Source organism: Aminipila luticellarii (genome assembly GCF_004103735.1).
GTDB lineage: Bacteria > Bacillota > Clostridia > Peptostreptococcales > Anaerovoracaceae > Aminipila > Aminipila luticellarii.
This window is the reverse complement of the sequence record NZ_CP035281.1, coordinates 1,909,543-1,930,047: the sequence shown is the minus strand read 5'-3', so window position 1 is coordinate 1,930,047 and position 20,505 is coordinate 1,909,543. Positions and strand designations below refer to the sequence as shown.

Sequence of the window (20,505 nt, the reverse complement as noted above, 5' to 3'; positions counted from 1 at the left end):
ATTCTAATATAGCTGTCGCAAGTGAGCAACGAAAACTTGCAGAAGCACAGGCGATGAAAAGCTGCAAATTGTAAATTTGTGATTTTCTAGTCTGGCACCTACTAAGATTTACGCTGTAAATCAGTTAGGTGCGCATGAACCTTGAAAACTTCATAGTGTAAAAGAATTAGTCAAGAGAACATTAGCTTGTTCTCAAAACTAAGTACAACACACTTAAAGCTATAATTTGAATGTAAATTCGGTTAAGGCTTTAATTGGTAAGACGAATTCAAAGTTGAATGAGTCAACGTACAATTCTAAAAAACAACAATAATTCTAGGATTTATGCTTTGCATAAATTAAAGAATCAGCAAAACGCAAATGCGTTTAGCTTGAGTTAGAGACTCGATTTTATCTCGTTCAATTCTAAGTCGATCTGTAAAGGTGAGATGCAGAGGAAAGACGAGTAAGATACCATTTAATAAAGAGTTTGATCCTGGCTCAGGATGAACGCTGGCGGCGTGCCTAACACATGCAAGTCGAGCGAGAAATCTATAAGCGAATCTTCGGAAGAGCGAGTAGATGGAAAGCGGCGGACGGGTGAGTAACGCGTAGGCAACCTGCCTCATGCAGAGGGATAGCCTCGGGAAACCGGGATTAAGACCTCATGACGCTGGAGGAACACATGTTCTTCTGGTCAAAGATTTATCGGCATGAGATGGGCCTGCGTCTGATTAGCTAGTTGGTAGGGTAACGGCCTACCAAGGCAACGATCAGTAGCCGACCTGAGAGGGTAATCGGCCACATTGGAACTGAGACACGGTCCAAACTCCTACGGGAGGCAGCAGTGGGGAATATTGCACAATGGGCGAAAGCCTGATGCAGCAACGCCGCGTGAGCGAAGAAGGCCTTTGGGTCGTAAAGCTCTGTTGGAAGGGAAGAAAGAAATGACGGTACCTTCTGAGGAAGCCCCGGCTAACTACGTGCCAGCAGCCGCGGTAATACGTAGGGGGCGAGCGTTATCCGGAATTATTGGGCGTAAAGAGTGCGTAGGTGGCCAGGTAAGCGTGGGGTGAAAGGCAATAGCTTAACTATTGTAAGCCTTGCGAACTGTCTGGCTTGAGTGCAGGAGAGGAAAGCGGAATTCCTAGTGTAGCGGTGAAATGCGTAGATATTAGGAGGAACACCAGTGGCGAAGGCGGCTTTCTGGACTGTAACTGACACTGAGGCACGAAAGCGTGGGGAGCAAACAGGATTAGATACCCTGGTAGTCCACGCCGTAAACGATGAGCACTAGGTGTCGGGGCCGCAAGGCTTCGGTGCCGCAGTTAACGCATTAAGTGCTCCGCCTGGGGAGTACGCACGCAAGTGTGAAACTCAAAGGAATTGACGGGGACCCGCACAAGCAGCGGAGCATGTGGTTTAATTCGAAGCAACGCGAAGAACCTTACCAGGACTTGACATCCTACTGACAGGCCCGTAACGGGGTCCTTCTTCGGACAGTAGAGACAGGTGGTGCATGGTTGTCGTCAGCTCGTGTCGTGAGATGTTGGGTTAAGTCCCGCAACGAGCGCAACCCTTGTCAATAGTTGCCAGCAGTAAGATGGGCACTCTATTGAGACTGCCGTGGATAACACGGAGGAAGGTGGGGATGACGTCAAATCATCATGCCCCTTATGTTCTGGGCTACACACGTGCTACAATGGCTGGAACAGAGAGAAGCGAGACTGTGAAGTGGAGCAAATCTTAGAAAACCAGTCCCAGTTCGGATTGCAGGCTGCAACTCGCCTGCATGAAGTTGGAGTTGCTAGTAATCGCAGATCAGAATGCTGCGGTGAATGCGTTCCCGGGTCTTGTACACACCGCCCGTCACACCATGGAAGTTGGGGGTGCCCGAAGTCGGCTAGTAAATAGGCTGCCTAAGGCAAAACCAATGACTGGGGTGAAGTCGTAACAAGGTAGCCGTATCGGAAGGTGCGGCTGGATCACCTCCTTTCTAAGGAGACTAAAGTCTTTTGCACTATGAGTTTTATACATGGGGAATTAGCTCAGCTGGGAGAGCACCTGCCTTGCACGCAGGGGGTCAAGAGTTCGATCCTCTTATTCTCCACCACCAGAACTTTGAAAGAAGTTCGGGAATGTACTTTGAAAACTGGATAATATGCAATAAATATCAGAAATCAAAAGTATGTGATATGAAAATATCTTCATACAAATTGACAACGAAATCGAGGTTATCTATGAGAATAGATAGCAAACAGTTATATAAAAACAAGACAGAGTCTTTTCGAGCCGAGAGGCAAGGAAGAATGATGTCGGGTGTAAAATATGACTACGATTTCAACCGAGAAACCAGAAGAAATGCAAGCTTTTTTACTAAAGCGAAGTTTCTTAACAAATACAAATCCTGTTTAACGCTAAACAGGTAAAATGCTGGTCAAGCAATAAAGAGCATAAGGTGAATGCCTTGGCACTAGGAGCCGACGAAGGACGTGGCAAGCTGCGAAAAGCTGCGGTGAGGAGCAAACATCCGTGAACCCGCAGATGTCCGAATGGGGGAACCCACCTATGGTAATGCGTAGGTATCCTATGATGAATATATAGTCATAGAGAAGGTAACCCGGGGAACTGAAACATCTAAGTACCCGGAGGAAGAGAAAGAAACATCGATTTCCTAAGTAGCGGCGAGCGAAAGGGAAAGAGGCCAAACCATAGTTTACTATGGGGTTGAGGACACTCATCATGTATGGCGTGTATAGTCGAAGCTGTTTGGAAAGGCAGACCGAAGAGGGTAAAAGTCCCGTAGACGAAATGCACAAGATGCAGAGTGGATCCAGAGTACCACCGGACACGTGAAACCCGGTGGGAAGCCGGGGGGCCCACCCCCCAAGCCTAAATACTACCTAGTGACCGATAGAGAATAGTACCGTGAGGGAAAGGTGAAAAGAACCCCGGGAGGGGAGTGAAAGAGAACCTGAAACCTTATGCTTACAAGCAAAGGGAGCGCAAGTGACCTTGTACTTTTTGTAGAACGGGCCAACGAGTTATGGTGTGTAGCGAGGTTAAGGTGCTGGAGCACCGGAGCCGAAGCGAAAGCGAGTCTTAAAAGGGCGAGTTAGTTATATGCTGTAGACCCGAAACCGGGTGACCTATCCATGTGCAGGTTGAAGCGAGAGTAAAATCTCGTGGAGGACCGAACTCATGTCTGTTGAAAAAGGCTGGGATGACGTGTGGATAGCGGTGAAATTCCAATCGAACCCGGATATAGCTGGTTCTCCTCGAAATAGCTTTAGGGCTAGCCTCAAGGAATGTGATACTCGGAGGTAGAGCACTGAATGTTCTAGGGGCCTTCACCGGTTACCGAAAACTATCAAACTCCGAATGCCGAAGTATTAAACTTGGGAGTCAGACTATGTGAGATAAGTTTCATAGTCGAAAGGGAAACAGCCCAGACCAACAGCTAAGGTCCCAAAATGTAAGTTAAGTGGAAAAGGATGTGGAGCTGCATAAACAGCTAGGATGTTGGCTTAGAAGCAGCCACTCATTTAAAGAGTGCGTAATAGCTCACTAGTCGAGTGGCTCTGCGCCGAAGATAAACGGGGCTAAAACTTACTACCGAAGCTTTGGAATATCAGTAATGATGTTGGTAGAGGAGCATCGTATACGGGCAGAAGCAGAGATGGAAGTCTATGTGGACTGTATACGAGAGAGAATGTTGGCATGAGTAGCGTAAGGCAGGTGAGAATCCTGTCCACCGAAAATCTAAGGTTTCCTGAGGAAGGTTCGTCCACTCAGGGTTAGTCGGGGCCTAAGCCGAGAGCGAGAGCTGTAGGCGATGGACAACTGGTTGAGATTCCAGTACCACCGAAATTCGTTTGAGCGAAGTGGGGACACAGAAGGATAAGTTGAGCGCGCCGTTGGTAGAGCGCGTCTAAGCATTAAGGGAGATAGAGTAGGCAAATCCGCTGTATCAATTCTGAGATGTGATGGGGAGGGAAATAAAAGTACCGAAGCAACTGATTTCACACTGTCAAGAAAAGCCGCTAGTGAGAATGTAGGTGCCCGTACCGCAAACCGACACAGGTAGATGAGGAGAGAATCCTAAGGTGAGCGAGAGAACTATTGTTAAGGAACTCGGCAAAATAACCCCGTAACTTCGGGAGAAGGGGTGCCTGCGAAAGCAGGCCGCAGTGAAAAGGCCCAGGCGACTGTTTACCAAAAACACAGGTCTCTGCGAAAGCGAAAGCTGAAGTATAGGGGCTGACGCCTGCCCGGTGCTGGAAGGTTAAGGGGAAGTGTAAGGGCAACCGAAGCACAGAACTTAAGCCCCAGTAAACGGCGGCCGTAACTATAACGGTCCTAAGGTAGCGAAATTCCTTGTCGGGTAAGTTCCGACCCGCACGAAAGGCGTAACGATCTGGGCACTGTCTCAACAATAGACTCGGTGAAATTGTAGTACCGGTAAAGATGCCGGTTACCCGCAGCAGGACGGAAAGACCCCATGGAGCTTTACTGCAGCTTGATATTGGATTTCGGCGTTGCATGTACAGGATAGGTGGGAGGCAAAGAAGCTAGTACGCCAGTATTAGCGGAGCCACCGTTGGGATACCACTCTTGTAACGTTGAAGTTCTAACTTAGTACCGTAAACCGGTATGAGGACAGTGTCAGGCGGGCAGTTTGACTGGGGCGGTCGCCTCCTAAAGAGTAACGGAGGCGCCCAAAGGTTCCCTCAGCGCGGTCGGAAATCGCGCGAAGAGTGTAAAGGCAGAAGGGAGCTTGACTGCGAGACAGACAGGTCGAGCAGGGACGAAAGTCGGGCTTAGTGATCCGGTGGTACCGAGTGGAAGGGCCATCGCTCAACGGATAAAAGCTACCCTGGGGATAACAGGCTGATACCGCCCAAGAGTCCACATCGACGGCGGTGTTTGGCACCTCGATGTCGGCTCGTCTCATCCTGGGGCTGAAGTAGGTCCCAAGGGTTGGGCTGTTCGCCCATTAAAGAGGTACGCGAGCTGGGTTCAGAACGTCGTGAGACAGTTCGGTCCCTATCCGCTGTGGGCGTTGGAAATTTGAGTGGAGCTGTCCTTAGTACGAGAGGACCGGGATGGACATACCTCTGGTGCACCAGTTGTCTTGCCAAAGGCATAGCTGGGTAGCCACGTATGGAAGGGATAAGCGCTGAAAGCATCTAAGTGCGAAGCCCCCCACAAGAAGAGATTTCCTCCAGAAATGGTAAGACCCGTGAGAGACGATCACGTAGATAGGTCGGAGGTGGAAGTGCAGTAATGTATGGAGCTGACCGATACTAATAGGTCGAGCGCTTGACCAAGAGAAGGTTTCAAGGGAAGAGGACTGATAGGAAGGTATGTTATCCAGTTTTGAGAGTATGCTCTCAAGAGGAAACAAGTGAATAAGCAGATAGCGAGTAGGAATACAAGCTAAATCCGGTGACAATAGCGAGGAGGAACCACCTGTACCCATCTCGAACACAGAAGTTAAGCTCCTTAGCGCCGATGATACTTGGCGGGCAGCTGCCTGGGAAAGTAGGACGTTGCCGGTTTTTAAAAAAAAGTGATTATCCAAAAGGATAGTCACTTTTTTTATGTATACCGTTTTTTGAAGGAAGAGTAACAGAAGAGTAACAATAGTAAAATCTGCTTCTGGATGGAATTTCTAAGCAGGGATTTTCAAATAAGGCATAAAACTAAATTGTTTTGTAAAAGCCTTATAAAATATGCTATAATAGTACACGTGAATATCAAAAATATTTGATATAAAAAATAAAGAGTAAGGGGGAAGGTCCATGACATTTTTAAAAATTATTTTTATTGTATTACTGAGCTTTCCTATCCTTTACATATCTATTGTACTTGCATCTAAACTGATGTTGGAGATTACCAGAAAAAAATAATTTAGGAGTTTTGCATGATGAAAAGGGCACTGTTTATTTCAATCGAAGGACCGGATGGATCGGGAAAAACCACTCAGATTAGATTATTGAAAGAGTTTTTAGATAAGAATGGGGTAGAATCCATATTGACCAGAGAACCCGGAGGAACGGTCATCGGTGAAAAAATCAGACAGATTATTTTGGACAAGAAACACATTGAAATGAATCCTATGACAGAAGCTCTTTTATATGCAGCGGCTAGAGCACAGCATGTAGCCGAAGTCATTAAGCCGGCATTGGAAGCGGGAAAAACGGTTATCTGTGATCGGTTTGTTGATTCGAGCATAGCTTATCAAGGGTATGGAAGAAGGCTTGGAGAGTCTGTAAGGATCATAAATGAATATGCAGTTGCGGGATGCATGCCTGATCTTACCTTCTTATTGAAGGTGGATCCCTGTATAGGAAAAGAGCGTATTCGAGAGGAAGAACAGGATCGATTGGAAAAAGAAAAAATGGAATTTCATAATACAGTTTTTAAGGGATACTTAGATCTTGAAAAATTGCATAAAGATAGAATTATAGGCATAGATGCCGCAAAAACTATTGATGAGATCAGCAGTGAAATCCTGGTACATGTACAACCCTTTTTAGAAGGCTGAGAATTGAGGAAAAATGATTTTAGGAGAAATAGACAATAACGATAAGCTCATAGAGCGATTGCGATATTTATCCGCATCAGAAAATTTATTCCACGCCTATATCTTTGAAGGAGATTCTTGTGTAGATAAAGCTTTACTGGCGGATTGCTTCATAAAAGCGATTCTCTGTGAGAATGATAAGGGAGAGGGATGCGAGACCTGCATTTCCTGTAATAAGATAAATCATGGCAATCATGAGGATATCATATATGTAGAGACAGATGGGAAAAGTATTAAGGATGATGCGGTAGAAGAGCTTCAGAACAGGCTTAAGAAAAAACCGTTTTTTGGAGACCGAAATATTGCTGTTATCAAGCAGGCAGATACCATGACTGTCAGGGCGCAGAACCGTTTGCTTAAGACATTGGAAGAGCCGCCTCAGGGAACTATTATTATTTTGTTATCTGAAAATATTGAAAATCTCATCCCTACTATTTTATCAAGAGCTGTGGTGTTCAGGGTTAATCCTTTTCAAACCCCTGAATACGGCGAAATTAAAGAACATGCGCAGCAGTTGGTCAGAATGCTTTTAAACAAAGAACCCTTTTATCTGGTGAAAAGTAAACTGAACGACTGGATCGAAGATAAGGAGAATGCGATGAAATTGCTGGATGCTATGGAACTGATTTATAGAGATGTGTCCATTACAAGTACAAAGGAGAATAAAAATTACACAAAGGATTACATTTTTAGGGCAGTAGAACTGATTGAAGAAGCTAGAAGAGATTTACAGCGAGGGATCAATACAGGCTACGCCATGAAAAATTTAATCATAAAAATTGGAGGATAAATAATGGTAAAAGTGGCGGGAGTACGTTTTAAAAGAGCGGGTAAGGTATATTACTTTGACCCCGGCGATTTGGACGTCAAGCAGGATACAAATGTAATCGTTGAGACAGCTCGGGGAATGGAGTACGGAACGGTTACGTCTGATATAAAAAGTGTGGGCGAAAAGGAAATAGTGGCCCCCCTTAAAAAAATTATGCGAATTGCCAATGCGCAGGATACAGAACAGCACATAGAAAACCTGAAGAAAAAAGAAAAGGCTATGTTGCTTTGTCAGGAAAAGGTGGATAAGCACAAGCTGGATATGAAATTGATTGATGTAGAATACACCTTTGATAACAGTAAAATTATCTTTTATTTTACAGCAGACGGACGAGTTGACTTTAGAGAATTGGTAAAGGATTTGGCCGGCGTATTTAAAATGAGGATAGAACTGCGGCAGATTGGTGTAAGAGATGAGGCAAAGATGGTGGGCGGAATCGGAAGCTGCGGCAGAGGTCTTTGCTGTAATACCTGGCTGCCTGAATTTGAACCGGTGTCGATTAAAATGGCAAAGGTGCAGAATTTATCGTTGAATCCTACAAAAATTTCGGGTATATGCGGAAGATTAATGTGCTGCTTAAAATATGAAAATGATATTTATATGGAACTCAGAAAGGGAATGCCGGAAATCGGAGAACGGATTAAAACGGACGATGGCATTGGTGTTGTTTTCGATACCAACATATTGGAAAACAAGATTAAAGTACGTCTAGTCCTAGAGGAAAAAACAGAAGATAAGCCGGAGAAGCTCAGCGTTGACTTCTACACGTATAAGAAATCAGAAATAAAGAGACTGGAACATCACCGCAAGAAGGAAAGCAGTAAGGATATTTTAGAGGAGCTGGATGATGATCTATTAGATGAAATAAAGAACTTGCTGAAGGAGTAATGCTTATATGAAAGACAATTTCCTGATGCAGGGGGAGAGACTGGATGAAATTGGATTTGGTGAACTAAAGCTGATACAGAAACCGGAAGAATTTTGCTACGGAGTCGATGCGGTAATCCTCGCAGCTTTTGCATCAAAAGCCGTGTTGCAAAGCAGCAGAAAATTTACAAGAGCCATTGATTTGGGAACCGGGACCGGAATCATTCCGATTATTTTAAGCCATAAGACCTTGCTGAAGGAAATCGTTGCCGTGGAGATACAGCACGATTCCTTTGACAGAGCCTGCCGAAATGTGGAACTCAATATGCTGAAAGAAAGGATTTCCGTTATACATGAGGATGTTTCCAGGCTGGAGGCCACTTTGCCTGACTTAAAAGGTTCTTTTGATCTGGTTACTGCAAATCCACCGTATATGGCCGGAGGCGGCGGGATGATCAATGAAAATTCCGCTAAAAGAATTGCAAGGCATGAAACCACGGCTGATTTGCAAATGTTTATAAAAATCTCCGCTGCGTTGCTCAGAGAAAAAGGCGAATTGTTTATGGTTCACAGACCCAGCAGACTGGTGGACATTTGCGAAGCATGCCGTAAGTATAAGGTAGAGCCTAAAGAATTAAGATTTGTTTCACCGAATAAAAGCGCCAAGCCGAACATTTTATTAATCCGATGTGTAAAATCAGGAAACCCTGAATTGAAAATGCTCGATCCCTTGTATATATACGATGAGACTAGGCAAGACTATACAGATGAGTTAATGAAAATATATGAACGATAGTACCTGAAAATTCTGCCAGAAAAATGGCAGAATTTTTTTATTCAATCGGAAATATTGTTTCCTATTGAATAAAAAGAGCAGTGCAGAGGGCTGTCCTCGCAGGCAAAGGAGGGGGCTCAGGCGGCTTGCAGCCGCCGAAGGGAACCATGGGTTCCCCAGCGGAAGTGGCGAAGCCACTTTCTAATATATTGTATATAATTGAAGGCTACATAAGCCTGCATATATAAACAGAGGCCAATACGCTGACTATATATCCGATCAGACCCGCGGCGAAAGCATGGCGCATTTTTTTGACGGCTGTAACACCAAAATATAAAGCCAACACATAAAAAATAGTTTCACAGGTTCCCACCATAATGGCAGCACATTTTCCGATATAGGTATCGACTCCATTATCCGCCATGACCCGTTCCATAAGGACCAGTGAACCGCTGCCTGAAACTGGACGCAGAAGAATCAGGGAGATCAATTCCTTTGGTATGTGTAAAAGTGCGAATATGGGCGAAAAAAGGGACTCAAAAACGCCCATGGCTCCCGAAGAAACCAGCGCTTCAATTCCGACAAAAATCGCTATGATAAACGGCATGATTTCCACTGCGGATTTCAATCCATCTTTTGCCCCTTCGATAAAGCAGTCATAAATGGATACATGCTTATATAATCCGTAAAGAATGACTATACTGAGTATACCGGGGATAAAAAAATAGGAGACAGAGCTTAATAGCTGCGACATGTTAATCCCTCCCGTTTCTGAAATTTATGATTGCTTTTTTTCAAAATATTTACATGCTATAATAGATGCGGCCATTGAAATAAGACCAGCAATAATAGAGGGAACAATGATAGAAGCAGAATCGGTTGAACCTAATTGAGAGCGTATTTTTATTACCGTAATAGGGACAAGCTGAATCATGGACATGTTAAGAGCCAGAAACATACACATGGTATCGCTTGCCGTATCGCTGCGGTGGTTTTCAATATCAAGCCTTTCCATAGCCTTGAGAGAAAAAGCGGTGGCACTGTTGCCTGCACCGAATATGTTGGCCATAAAACTCATGAGCATCATGGCTATTGTATCGGGATCTTTTTCTTTCGGAAAAAGGAACCGAATGAGAGGCATGGTTTTACGGGCAGCTAAATCGATCAGGCCGGATTTTTCCGCAATTTTCATGATGCCGCACCAGACAGCCATGATTCCCGATAGACCGATGACAAATTCAACTGCTCTGCTGCAGCTGTTCAAAAGACCGTCTGTAAAAGCGGGAAGTGTATTGTTTATAATGGAAAAGACAATACCAATGCAGATCATCCCCGCCCATATATAGTTCATCAATGTTTATCACCCCAGTTATTATAATATTCATTAATTTAAAATAAATGTTGAAATTTTACAAATTTAGGTGGATAATATACATACTGGAATAGGAGGTGAAAGCTGTGGAGATAACGTTGACCTTGAAAGACTTAGGGTTGATTTTAATAGGTACCGGCATTATTGTACTGCTGATATACTGTATAGGCCTTGTGAAGAACTTAACAGTGACTATTAAGCATACGAATAAAATTTTAGAGGACACGCAGGTAATAACGGCTATAGCTGCTGAGCGTGCTCAGGATATCGATCACGCGGTAGAAGATGTTACCGAGACTGTAAGCAATATTTCAGAAGCCCTGAAGGGGAATCAAAGTACCATTGCTGCTCTATCCTCGATTGTCAATTCACTGATATCCCTGAAAAATATTTGTACAAGGAAAGAAAAACGGGCTGAATAATTATTGATTCTAACGTTGACATTGTATAACTTGAATGTTAAAATTAGGAAGTATAAAAGGAGATGCAAGGGCCAAATGCTTTGCATAGAGAGGAGGATTGGAAAATGAAAGCTACGGGTATTGTAAGAAAAGTCGATGAGTTGGGGCGTATCGTTCTGCCTATCGAGTTAAGAAGAACACTCAATATAGAAATTAAAGATCCAATTGAAATATTTGTTGAAGGGGAATACATTTTGCTTAAGAAGTATGAACCGGCTTGTGTTTTTTGCGGAAATGCAAAAAATGTTAGGCATATTAAGGACAAGAATATTTGTGAGGATTGCATCAAGAAAATTAAAGAATTGTAGTTAATAATTGAACCGATTAAATCGCATCTTATGATTAGAATATAGTTGTAAGATGCTTTTTTATTATGTAGGAAATATCGCTTGCGATATGATGGAATATCATAAAAAGCCATCATTAAAATGCGAGCGGATGCGGACTAAAAACGGCCTATTTACCACAAAATTGTAACATAATCCTATAAAACAAAAGCAAAATCTTACAGTTGTGTTACAAATTCCTTTTTTCTAACAAAGAGCGGATGGAATATGGTATGATCATAACAGTAAAGAATTAAATATATTTTGTGTTAAGTATTGCTAAAAAGAAGGGGATTAAAATGAAGACAACTAGAACAATTATGTGTGTTGGATTGGTTTTTGTTTTGACTTTTGCAACGCTTCTTACAGGATGCGGTAAGAAGAATCAGAGCGGCTCAACGGTTGACGAGCCTGAAATTACCGCCGAATATCTGGAAGGGGATTATGTAAAGCAATTGTTGCGTGACGGAGCTGAGCATGTGTTTGGGAGCATTGCGCTCTCTAATGGAGAAGATGGCTCAGTAATAGTAAATATTGAAGCAAAGGAATACGTAGAGGATGCCGAGCAGCCCAATGGCTTTTACATCGAAGATAAAAACTACGGCTTGTCCTCCGTGCTCGCGCCGGAAGCAAGATGCACATTTTTGACGGGAGGAGTTACGCTGCCTCAGATCATGACAACGGAGCAATTTGTAGAGGCATATAAAAAAGATGTGGCAGAATACAGTAAGAATAATCCCGATTATCAGAGCCATAAATTATACGACATATATATTATGGGGGATCAAATAGAGCTTATTCTTGAAAAATATATTCCATAGTATATAAGCGATAGCCGATATAGGCGCCTGAAATAAATTTTTATAGATAATTATGTAAAAAAGTGTGGCGGATGCTGCACTTTTTTGTATATAATATAGTATTAGTGGACAAAAGTACATTTACCGTTTTGTGAATTTCATGATTTACGATTACGTTTTCATACGGATGAATCAGAGGGAATAAGGAGGAAATGAAATGCCGATTCCAAATCCAATTGCATTTACAATTTTTAACATAGATATAAGGTGGTATGGCATTTTAATTGCTTTAGGTATCATCCTCGGAACATTACTGATCTATAAGAGGGCTCCCCGGCATGGGATAGACTCCGAACGTTCTCTGGATTTTATTTTAATTTGCGTTCCGATTGGGATAATCGGTGCAAGACTATATTATGTGCTGTTCAACTGGGGGTACTATGCGGGTGATTTTTTTAAGATTATTAATCTCAGAGCAGGAGGTTTGGCCATCCATGGGGGCTTGATATTTGGTTTGCTGACAGCAGTAATACTTAGTAAGATATGGAACTATAGGCCGCTGGATCTTCTGGACTTGGCTATGCCGGCGGTAGCATTAGCTCAAGCTATAGGACGATGGGGAAATTATTTCAATTCCGAAGCACATGGCGGACCTACGAATCTGCCTTGGGGGATTATTGTGGACGGGCAGAAAGTCCATCCGACCTTTTTGTATGAATCCATATGGTGCCTGATGCTGTTTGCCCTTTTGATGATTTTGGATAATCATAAAAAGTTTGCCGGTCAGATATTCTTAGTGTATGGAATACTATATTCTTTGGAACGTTTTTTTGTGGAATCTCTGAGAACGGATAGCTTAATGCTGTTTGGAATCGTCAAACAGGCGATGCTTTTTAGTGCGATTGTTTTCGTTGCGTGTATTACGGCATATATTTTTCTGAACAGGCATTCAAATCGAGCCGGAAAAATCTTTTACGGCAGACACAGTAAATATACAGGAAAGTTCAAACAATAGATTTTTTGGCATAGGGCCTGTCAGCAGAGTGGAATAGTGGACAGGAAGTTAAAGGAGAAAAAACATGAAATTAGGAATTGTCGGATTACCGAATGTAGGAAAAAGCACATTATTTAACGCAATAACCAAGGCTGGTGCTGAAGCAGCTAATTATCCTTTTTGTACAATAGAACCCAACGTAGGTGTGGTAGCCGTTCCAGATGAACGGCTGAGGGTTCTTACGGAAATGTATAAGGCTAAAAAGACTGTTCATACAACCATTGAATTCTACGATATAGCGGGTCTTGTAAAAGGCGCATCCAAAGGAGAAGGGCTGGGAAACAAGTTCCTGGGGCATATTCGTGAGGTGGCTGCAATCGTTCATGTAGTGCGTTGCTTTGATGATCCTAATGTGGTTCATGTAGATGGTAAAGTAAATCCCCTGTCGGATATTGAGACGATTAATATGGAACTGATCTTATCCGACATGGAAGTGGTGGAAAGACGGATTCAACGAACACAAAAGAATTTAAAGGGGGATAAATCCCTTCAAGGGGAGCTGGATATCCTGCATAAAGTGATGGAAACCTTAGAAAAGGGGTTGTCTGCGAGAACCATGGAAATGAATGATGAGGAAGAGGCTTATGTGAGATCCCTGGATCTGCTCTCCTATAAACCGATTATATATGCAGCCAATGTGTCAGAACAGGAAATTGCAAGCGGAAGTGAAAATGAATATGTGAAACAGGTGAAAGAGTTTGCGGAAACAGAAGGCTCCGAGGTCGTTGTAATCTGCGCTAAGGTGGAAGCAGAAATTTCAGAGCTGGAAGAGGATGAAAAGGCGATGTTCCTCGAGGAGCTTGGCATTAATGAATCCGGATTGGATAAGCTGATAAAATCTTCCTATCATTTATTGGATCTGATTTCCTACCTGACAGCGGGAGAGCCGGAAGTACGGGCGTGGACTATAAAAAGAGGAACGAAAGCTCCCGGAGCAGCAGGAAAAATTCATACCGATTTTGAAAAAGGTTTTATTCGAGCCGAAACCATTGCTTATGATAAGCTGATTGAATGCGGTGGAAATCTGGCTACGGCAAAGGAAAAGGGGCTGATCCGCTCAGAGGGAAAAGAATACGAAGTGAAGGATGGGGATGTGATCCACTTCCTGTTCAATGTGTAGGTTTAATGTATAAATAAAATAAAGATAAAAAAACGGGTTGAGAAAACCCGTTTTTGCTTGGAAAAGAAAATTATCAGACAAAAGTTGACACAAACTGACAATAATTGTATAATGTCCGTTATGTAAAGTTTAGGGAAAAAGACTGATATAAGAGGTGCAAAATGAAAAACTGGAAAATAAGTATAAAACTGGCGGTACTGGTAGGGAGCTTGATGCTGCTCATGGTTCTGCTGTCCTTTACCACCATACGGGCAATGAATTCAATAAACAATGACTTTCATGAATTTCTGGATCATTCCTATGAAGCGGATAAAGCAGTGAAGCTGTGCCGAATTGAAATGAATATAGCCGCCCGCACAATCGATGAAATGGTGTTGACTCAGGATCCAAGTACAACAGAAAAGTATAAAACGGCTATAACAGAAAATGAAAAGATGGTGGAAAAAAACCTCGACATACTGCAAAAATCTTATTCGGGGGATTCGTCTCTTACAACATCCTACACAGAGGCCGTGAACCAATGGATAGAAATAGGAAATCGTATCCTTGAAAAAATAGACGTACAGGATTATGAGGGAGCCAAGCAGATTTTACTTACCGAATGTACGCCTGCACTGGATAAGGTGTCAGATCAGGCAGCAGCTTTAGATAAGCAATTATCGGAGAACGTATCCGATTCCTCGGAAAAGAGCTTGAAAAATGTTAGGTATTCCACAATTGCCATCCTTGTAATAACACTTATTGCGGGTATATTTGGAATAGCTTTTGCTCTGAGAGCTATAAAAGCTATCGTGAAACCTTTAGAAGAGGTAGAAAAAACAGCCGTTGAAATAGCAAAAGGAAATCTAAAAACAACCATTCTTTATGAATCAAAGGATGAGGTGGGCAGAACAGCAGCCGCTCTAAGGAGTTCGATCAAAACCTTATCCGCATATATTTCCGATATTGACAGAGTGATGGGAGAGTTGGCAAAAGGGCATTTGAATGTACAGGTCAGACAAAAATTTATAGGGGATTTTGAAAATATTGAACATTCTATTATGCTCATGGCAAATAATATAAATGATTCCATGGGGGCCATTCATCAATCTTCCGGTCAAGTGGCTACCAGTGCGGAGCAAGTGGCATCTGCGGCGCAGATACTTGCTCAGGGGGCTACAGAGCAGTCCAGCTCCATTGAAGAATTGGCTTCGGCAATACATCAGATAGAGAATCAGCTGAAAGAAAATGCGAAGAACGCTAACGAGGCCAATCAGGCTTCGGCAGATGTGGAGGAGAAATTAAGCCTGAGCAATGAACGTATGCACGCGATGACAGAAGCGATGTCCGATATTGCATCAAAATCCGATGAAATCAGTAAGATCATTAAAACCATTGAAGACATAGCCTTTCAGACCAATATATTGGCGTTAAATGCAGCTGTTGAAGCCGCCAGAGCCGGAGAAGCCGGAAAAGGCTTTGCCGTTGTGGCGGATGAGGTCAGAAATTTAGCCGGAAGATCGGCAGAAGCAGTGAAAGATACGACGATTCTGATTGAAGGCACTGTAGGATCCGTAAAACGCGGTGCGGATATTGCGGAGGAAACGGCGCAGGCAATCGACACAGTGGTTCAGGGAACGGAAGCAATCATTCGTGCCGTGAATGAGATTGCGGGAGCTGCCATTGATGAAGCTCATAACTTAAACCAGATTACTGTCAGCCTGGATAATATTGCGGATGTAGTTCAGACTACAACGGCTACAGCGGAGGAAAGTGCTGCGGCCAGTGAAGAGCTGGCAGGACAGTCGGAGGTTCTGACAAAAGAAGTAAATAAGTTTACATTGTAGTATCCGGTTATTGTTTTATTCCTTAAGTTGTGTAATACTTATAATAGAATCGGTCGCAGTCGCAATCGATGATTTTATTTAATGCATGATATGAAGGAAAATCGGATAGGAAACCATAAGGAGGACAATATGGGAGATGTAAAAAATTTAAACAAATATTTTGACCATACACTTTTAAGACCGGAAGCAAGCTCAGCAGATATCAAACAGCTTTGTACGGAAGCAAAGGAATATGACTTTTATTCTGTTTGCGTGAACAGCTGCTATGTACCTTTGGCTGCATCAGAACTAAAGGGGACGGATGTGAAAGTGGCGGCAGTAGTAGGTTTTCCTTTAGGAGCAATGAGCACAGAAGCAAAGGCTTTCGAAACAGATTGGGCCTGTGAAGCCGGTGCGGATGAAGTGGACATGGTCATCAATGTAGGCGCATTAAAAGAAGGCAGATATGAATATGTGCGGGATGAGATCTGCACCGTAGAAGCCATGGCTTATGAGCATGACGCCATCGTCAAAGTGATTTTGGAAACCTGTCTGCTGACGGATGAAGAAATTGTTAAAGCCTGTGAATTAGCCGTAGAAGCCGGTGCGGAATTTGTGAAGACTTCTACTGGATTTTCAACTGGAGGCACCACGGAGCATCACGTAGCCCTGATGAAAAAAACGGTGGGCGAAGAGGCTAAGGTGAAAGCCTCCGGAGGTATTCGAGATCTGCAAAATACTTTGAAGATGATCGAAGCCGGAGCAGATCGGATAGGGGCGAGCGCTTCCGTAGCCATCATGCAGGATTATCAGAAAAAGTAAGAAAAGGAAAGATTAAAATATGTTAGATCAGTTTTCAAGAACTCAGCTGCTCTTGGGGCAGGAGGGAATGGATAAATTAAAGCAGGCCAGAGTGGCCGTATTCGGAATCGGAGGAGTAGGAGGATACGCAGTAGAAGCTTTGGTCAGGAGCGGAGTAGGTTCCTTTGACTTAATTGATGACGATAAAGTCTGTCTCACCAATTTGAACCGTCAGATCATTGCAACCCGAAAGACAGTAGGGCAGTACAAAGTGGATGTGATGAAGGAGAGAATATTGGATATTAATCCGGATGCAGAGGTCACTGTACGAAAATGCTTTTATTTGCCGGAGACCTCTGATGAATTTGATTTCTCGGAATATTCTTATGTGATCGACGCAATCGATACGGTTACCGCTAAAATTGACATTATTATGAAAGCGCAGGAAGCGGGCGTTCCGATCATCAGCTGCATGGGAGCGGGGAACAAGCTGGATCCCACCAAACTAAGGGTGGATGATATTCATAAGACTTCAATGTGTCCGCTTGCAAAGGTCATGCGGCAGGAACTAAAAAAACGCCGGGTAAAACATCTAAAGGTGGTATACTCTACCGAAAAACCCAAAAGACCAATGGAGGATATGGCAATCAGCTGCAGGCAACACTGCATATGTCCTCCCGGCGCTCAGCATAAATGTACAGAAAGAAGAGACATTCCGGGAAGTGTATCCTTTGTTCCGTCCGTAGCCGGGCTGATGCTTGCAGGAGAAGTAATAAAGGATTTGGCAGATATAGATAGAACGGAGGCGTAAGGCTCCAACGGGTGAAACTCCATCCGGTTATAGGCATAGCTTATAACCGGATGGAGTTTTTTGTCGTTATGGGTCTATTTTCTTTCTTTATAAAAATATAAAAGAGTATTGACAACTGTGCAGAGACGTACTATAATTCAATACATAGAAAACCTATCGGATAAGTAGGTAATAAGTATTAAACAAAAGGGCATGATTGTCCATGTATAGAGGTATTAAAACAGGAGGTAAATAAAATGTCGGAAATTAGAGAAAGTTCAGTAGAGCTAATAGGAAAAACACCTGTCCTTAAGTTGAACAGGTATAGTGAACATGTGGGAATAAAAGACGTAACGGTTCTTGCAAAATTGGAATATTTAAACCCTGCCGGATCGGTAAAAGACAGAATTGCTCTTGCAATGATTGAAGATGCGGAGGAAAAGGGACTTTTAAAAGAAGGAGCTACCATCATTGAACCAACCTCAGGGAACACGGGAATCGGCCTTGCTGCCGTGGCAGCGGCAAAAGGATATAAAGCAATCCTGACTCTTCCGGAGACTATGAGCGTAGAGAGAAGAAATCTTTTAAAAGCCTATGGCGCGGAACTGGTTCTGACAGACGGCGCAAAGGGTATGAAAGGTGCCATTGCAAAAGCAGAGGAATTAAAGGGAAGCATCCCGGATTCCGTTATTTTAGGTCAATTCAACAATCCGGCCAATCCGGAAGTTCATAAGGCGACTACCGGACCGGAAATCTGGGCTCAGACAGACGGAAAAGTAGATATCTTTATTGCAGGTGTAGGAACGGGCGGCACGATTACCGGAGTGGGAGAGTATCTCAGAGAAAAAAATCCGGATGTGAAGATTGTTGCCGTTGAACCGGCGGCCAGTCCCGTATTGTCGGGAGGAACACCGGGATCCCATAAAATTCAGGGTATCGGTGCCGGATTTGTTCCGGACGTATTAAATACGGCAATTTATGATGAAGTTCTTCCCATCGAAAATGAAGATTCTTTTGCGGAAGGAAAAGCATTTGCGGTCAGTGAAGGAATTCTGGTGGGCATTTCCTCCGGTGCTGCATTAAAGGCAGCGAGAATTTTGGCGGAAAGACCTGAGAACAAGGGAAAGACCATCGTTGTACTGCTGCCGGATTCCGGAGACAGGTATCTATCGACTCCATTGTTTGGCAATTAAAGCGGGGATGAGAAAAATAACTGCAAGTAAAAATAACTGCAAGTAAAAAATGCGGGCTATAGTCTTACAAGACTATAGCCCTTTCTTCATTTTTGCTGATTTACAAATCCGTATTTAGGCTGTAAATATTTTTTGTTTGTTTTTTATCGAATCGCTTGATTCTGGACTTAGAATCCTCTGAAACAGCTGGAACAGAATGAATTTGTTCCGCGGACTGCTGAATTGTTTCTGCACCCGCAGCCTGAATTATTGGTTGATTCACCGCCAACTGAATTTCCGGTGCCGCATTGGCACTCTTCATCGATATCTTCTTCTTCGCTTTCAACCTCGCTTTCCGTTCCTTCGCATGGGAACAGAGCTTCACAGCCATTCAGGCATAAAAGAGCCTGCTTCAGGACCTGAACGTCTACAGTAGGTTCTACTACAACGGACGTGTTCAATGTCAGAACTGTGGAGCCGTTTTCCGGATTGCATACTGCGGTAATAGTCGGATTGAGAAGATTCATATTTGCATCAAAGCTGAACATGATTCTAGGAGACATACCGCCGGAAGCACAAGGAATACTGATCTTATTGACAGCAATGTTGGTGACCGGAATGTTAGCACATATAGGTGAAGTGGAACATGTTTTAAAGGTCGCTCTGAAGCAGTACACATTACCGCTTATGGTAACCGTTCCTTCTACGATAAATTCTGCCTGATATACCCAAGGCCCTACACAGGAAATCAAGAAGAATGATTTAGTAGGAAGGCCTCTTTCGGTGCAAGGATCTTTGACGATCTCCGGCAGATTTGAATTCAATACAGCTTCATAGGAGCCGTCAAAATTGAATAGACTGTCAACCGGATACCCATCTACAGTAACCTGATGCGGGTTCAGACATGCCGGATTTTCCAGCTCAAAAGCTGTTACGTTCACTCGGCTTCTCAACACTTCAAAGTCTGAATTTTCATCCAGCTGACAGGTAGAGGTTCCCAGTACGGCATTGCAGTTACAGTTGCAATTGCAATTATAATTATTGTAATTATAACCGCCGACACGATTGTCACAACTATCTTGTACATCTCTTATATCTCTGTGATTGCAGCCGCAGTTCGCTCCTAAAATTTCCTCGCAAAGAGTGTCCGCTTCCATCGTAGATAGAGGGGACAGCAGCAACTGAGTCTGGAATGTAGCTGGTGAAGTTGTCAGATCGAAAACTAAAGGGCTCGCTGTGCCCTGACCTTTGGAATATACTTTATTGACATATAACAAATGGTTTCTGGACTGTGCAAAATCCAGATCCTCAAGATTTATAGAGGTGCCGCAAACACTTGCAAGACCATTTGTACATCCTGTATGACAAGAATGGTTTTTCATAATATATACCTCACTATTTTTTTTTGTTTATAGCAAAATTTATAATATTTTGCTATGTATATTTGGAACTGGTCACGATATAGACTGCCATATTCCACTATATGAGAAGGGTTTCGGAAAAGTTACATATAGCCTTGCATTGTTCATGCTTTTATTTTAGAAATGTCCATGGACAACATATGGCTTGTTTTAGTTATTGAAATACAAGATGTTGTTACATCATGAAAAATCCTGTCACAATGTTTTAATAATTTGTGAAGAAGTGGATGCATATAACCAATTTTTGTGACGATTTTGTTGCCAAGTGGAGCGTTGTGGAGTATAGTGGAAGAAACTATAAAATAGGTGGAAAAGATTTTTGGGGTGTCAGTCGCAGGTGTGCA

At 43.1% G+C, this 20,505-nt stretch carries 16 protein-coding genes, 1 tRNA gene and 3 rRNA genes; 17 read left to right on the top strand and 3 right to left on the bottom strand.

The features are described from left to right. Positions 1-457 precede the first annotated feature (457 nt). From EQM06_RS08945 to EQM06_RS08910, 8 genes are all read left to right on the top strand, one after another. A 16S ribosomal RNA gene (locus tag EQM06_RS08945) occupies positions 458-1,975 on the top strand. 41 nt (positions 1,976-2,016) lie between these two features. Next, positions 2,017-2,092: transfer RNA gene (locus EQM06_RS08940), tRNA-Ala, on the top strand. A gap of 322 nt (positions 2,093-2,414) precedes the next feature. After that, a 23S ribosomal RNA gene (locus EQM06_RS08935) occupies positions 2,415-5,309 on the top strand. Positions 5,310-5,423: 114 nt separating this feature from the next. Beyond that, positions 5,424-5,540: ribosomal RNA gene (rrf, locus tag EQM06_RS08930) — 5S ribosomal RNA — on the top strand. The 16S, 23S and 5S rRNA genes sit together here with 1 tRNA gene alongside, the layout of an rRNA operon. A 365-nt stretch (positions 5,541-5,905) precedes the next feature. Beyond that, complete coding sequence (gene tmk / locus EQM06_RS08925) at positions 5,906-6,529, top strand: dTMP kinase (protein WP_330548318.1); 624 nt, start codon at positions 5,906-5,908, stop codon at positions 6,527-6,529. A 13-nt stretch (positions 6,530-6,542) separates the two neighbouring features. Next, positions 6,543-7,358: a hypothetical protein gene (locus tag EQM06_RS08920; RefSeq protein ID WP_128746041.1), complete on the top strand. Its 816-nt coding sequence runs from the start codon at positions 6,543-6,545 to the stop codon at positions 7,356-7,358. A gap of 3 nt (positions 7,359-7,361) precedes the next feature. Further along, positions 7,362-8,285: a PSP1 domain-containing protein gene (locus tag EQM06_RS08915; RefSeq protein ID WP_128746039.1), complete on the top strand. Its 924-nt coding sequence runs from the start codon at positions 7,362-7,364 to the stop codon at positions 8,283-8,285. A 7-nt stretch (positions 8,286-8,292) separates the two neighbouring features. Further along, positions 8,293-9,060, top strand: a complete 768-nt coding sequence (locus tag EQM06_RS08910) for a tRNA1(Val) (adenine(37)-N6)-methyltransferase (protein ID WP_128746037.1) — start codon at positions 8,293-8,295, stop codon at positions 9,058-9,060. A gap of 205 nt (positions 9,061-9,265) precedes the next feature. Here EQM06_RS08910 and EQM06_RS08905 read toward each other — a convergent pair whose 3' ends face one another. Together EQM06_RS08905 and EQM06_RS08900 are read right to left on the bottom strand one after the other, a co-directional pair. After that, positions 9,266-9,793, bottom strand: a complete 528-nt coding sequence (locus tag EQM06_RS08905; protein ID WP_128746036.1) for a spore maturation protein — start codon at positions 9,791-9,793, stop codon at positions 9,266-9,268. 24 nt (positions 9,794-9,817) lie between these two features. After that, positions 9,818-10,390, bottom strand: coding sequence for a nucleoside recognition domain-containing protein (locus EQM06_RS08900; RefSeq protein WP_128746034.1), 573 nt, complete (start codon positions 10,388-10,390; stop codon positions 9,818-9,820). Between the two features lie 107 nt (positions 10,391-10,497). On the opposite strand from EQM06_RS08900, the gene EQM06_RS08895 reads away from it, so the two are divergent. From EQM06_RS08895 to cysK, 9 genes are all read left to right on the top strand, one after another. Then, positions 10,498-10,833 carry a hypothetical protein gene (locus EQM06_RS08895; protein ID WP_128746032.1) on the top strand — a complete coding sequence of 112 codons (336 nt, stop codon included), beginning with the start codon at positions 10,498-10,500 and terminating at the stop codon, positions 10,831-10,833. Between the two features lie 104 nt (positions 10,834-10,937). Then, positions 10,938-11,180 (top strand): AbrB/MazE/SpoVT family DNA-binding domain-containing protein, encoded by a 243-nt coding sequence (locus EQM06_RS08890; RefSeq protein WP_128746030.1) that lies wholly within the window; start codon positions 10,938-10,940, stop codon positions 11,178-11,180. Between the two features lie 317 nt (positions 11,181-11,497). Then, positions 11,498-12,019 carry a hypothetical protein gene (locus EQM06_RS08885; RefSeq protein ID WP_128746028.1) on the top strand — a complete coding sequence of 174 codons (522 nt, stop codon included), beginning with the start codon at positions 11,498-11,500 and terminating at the stop codon, positions 12,017-12,019. Positions 12,020-12,215: 196 nt separating this feature from the next. Next, positions 12,216-13,013, top strand: a complete 798-nt coding sequence (lgt, locus tag EQM06_RS08880) for a prolipoprotein diacylglyceryl transferase (protein ID WP_128746027.1) — start codon at positions 12,216-12,218, stop codon at positions 13,011-13,013. Between the two features lie 64 nt (positions 13,014-13,077). After that, the gene (gene ychF / locus EQM06_RS08875) at positions 13,078-14,172 is read left to right on the top strand and encodes a redox-regulated ATPase YchF (RefSeq protein WP_128746025.1); all 1,095 of its coding nucleotides are present in this window, start codon (positions 13,078-13,080) and stop codon (positions 14,170-14,172) included. Positions 14,173-14,333: 161 nt separating this feature from the next. Further along, entirely contained in the window at positions 14,334-15,998 is a 1,665-nt protein-coding gene (locus EQM06_RS08870; RefSeq protein WP_128746023.1) for a HAMP domain-containing methyl-accepting chemotaxis protein, read from the top strand. Between the two features lie 129 nt (positions 15,999-16,127). Beyond that, positions 16,128-16,799, top strand: a complete 672-nt coding sequence (deoC, locus tag EQM06_RS08865) for a deoxyribose-phosphate aldolase (RefSeq protein ID WP_128746021.1) — start codon at positions 16,128-16,130, stop codon at positions 16,797-16,799. Between the two features lie 19 nt (positions 16,800-16,818). Further along, the gene (locus EQM06_RS08860) at positions 16,819-17,589 is read left to right on the top strand and encodes a tRNA threonylcarbamoyladenosine dehydratase (protein ID WP_128746020.1); all 771 of its coding nucleotides are present in this window, start codon (positions 16,819-16,821) and stop codon (positions 17,587-17,589) included. Between the two features lie 236 nt (positions 17,590-17,825). Then, complete coding sequence (cysK, locus tag EQM06_RS08855) at positions 17,826-18,761, top strand: cysteine synthase A (protein WP_128746018.1); 936 nt, start codon at positions 17,826-17,828, stop codon at positions 18,759-18,761. A 167-nt stretch (positions 18,762-18,928) separates the two neighbouring features. Here the strand turns inward: cysK and EQM06_RS08850 are convergent, their stop codons facing one another. Further along, positions 18,929-20,122: a hypothetical protein gene (locus tag EQM06_RS08850; RefSeq protein ID WP_128746016.1), complete on the bottom strand. Its 1,194-nt coding sequence runs from the start codon at positions 20,120-20,122 to the stop codon at positions 18,929-18,931. Positions 20,123-20,505 lie beyond the last annotated feature (383 nt).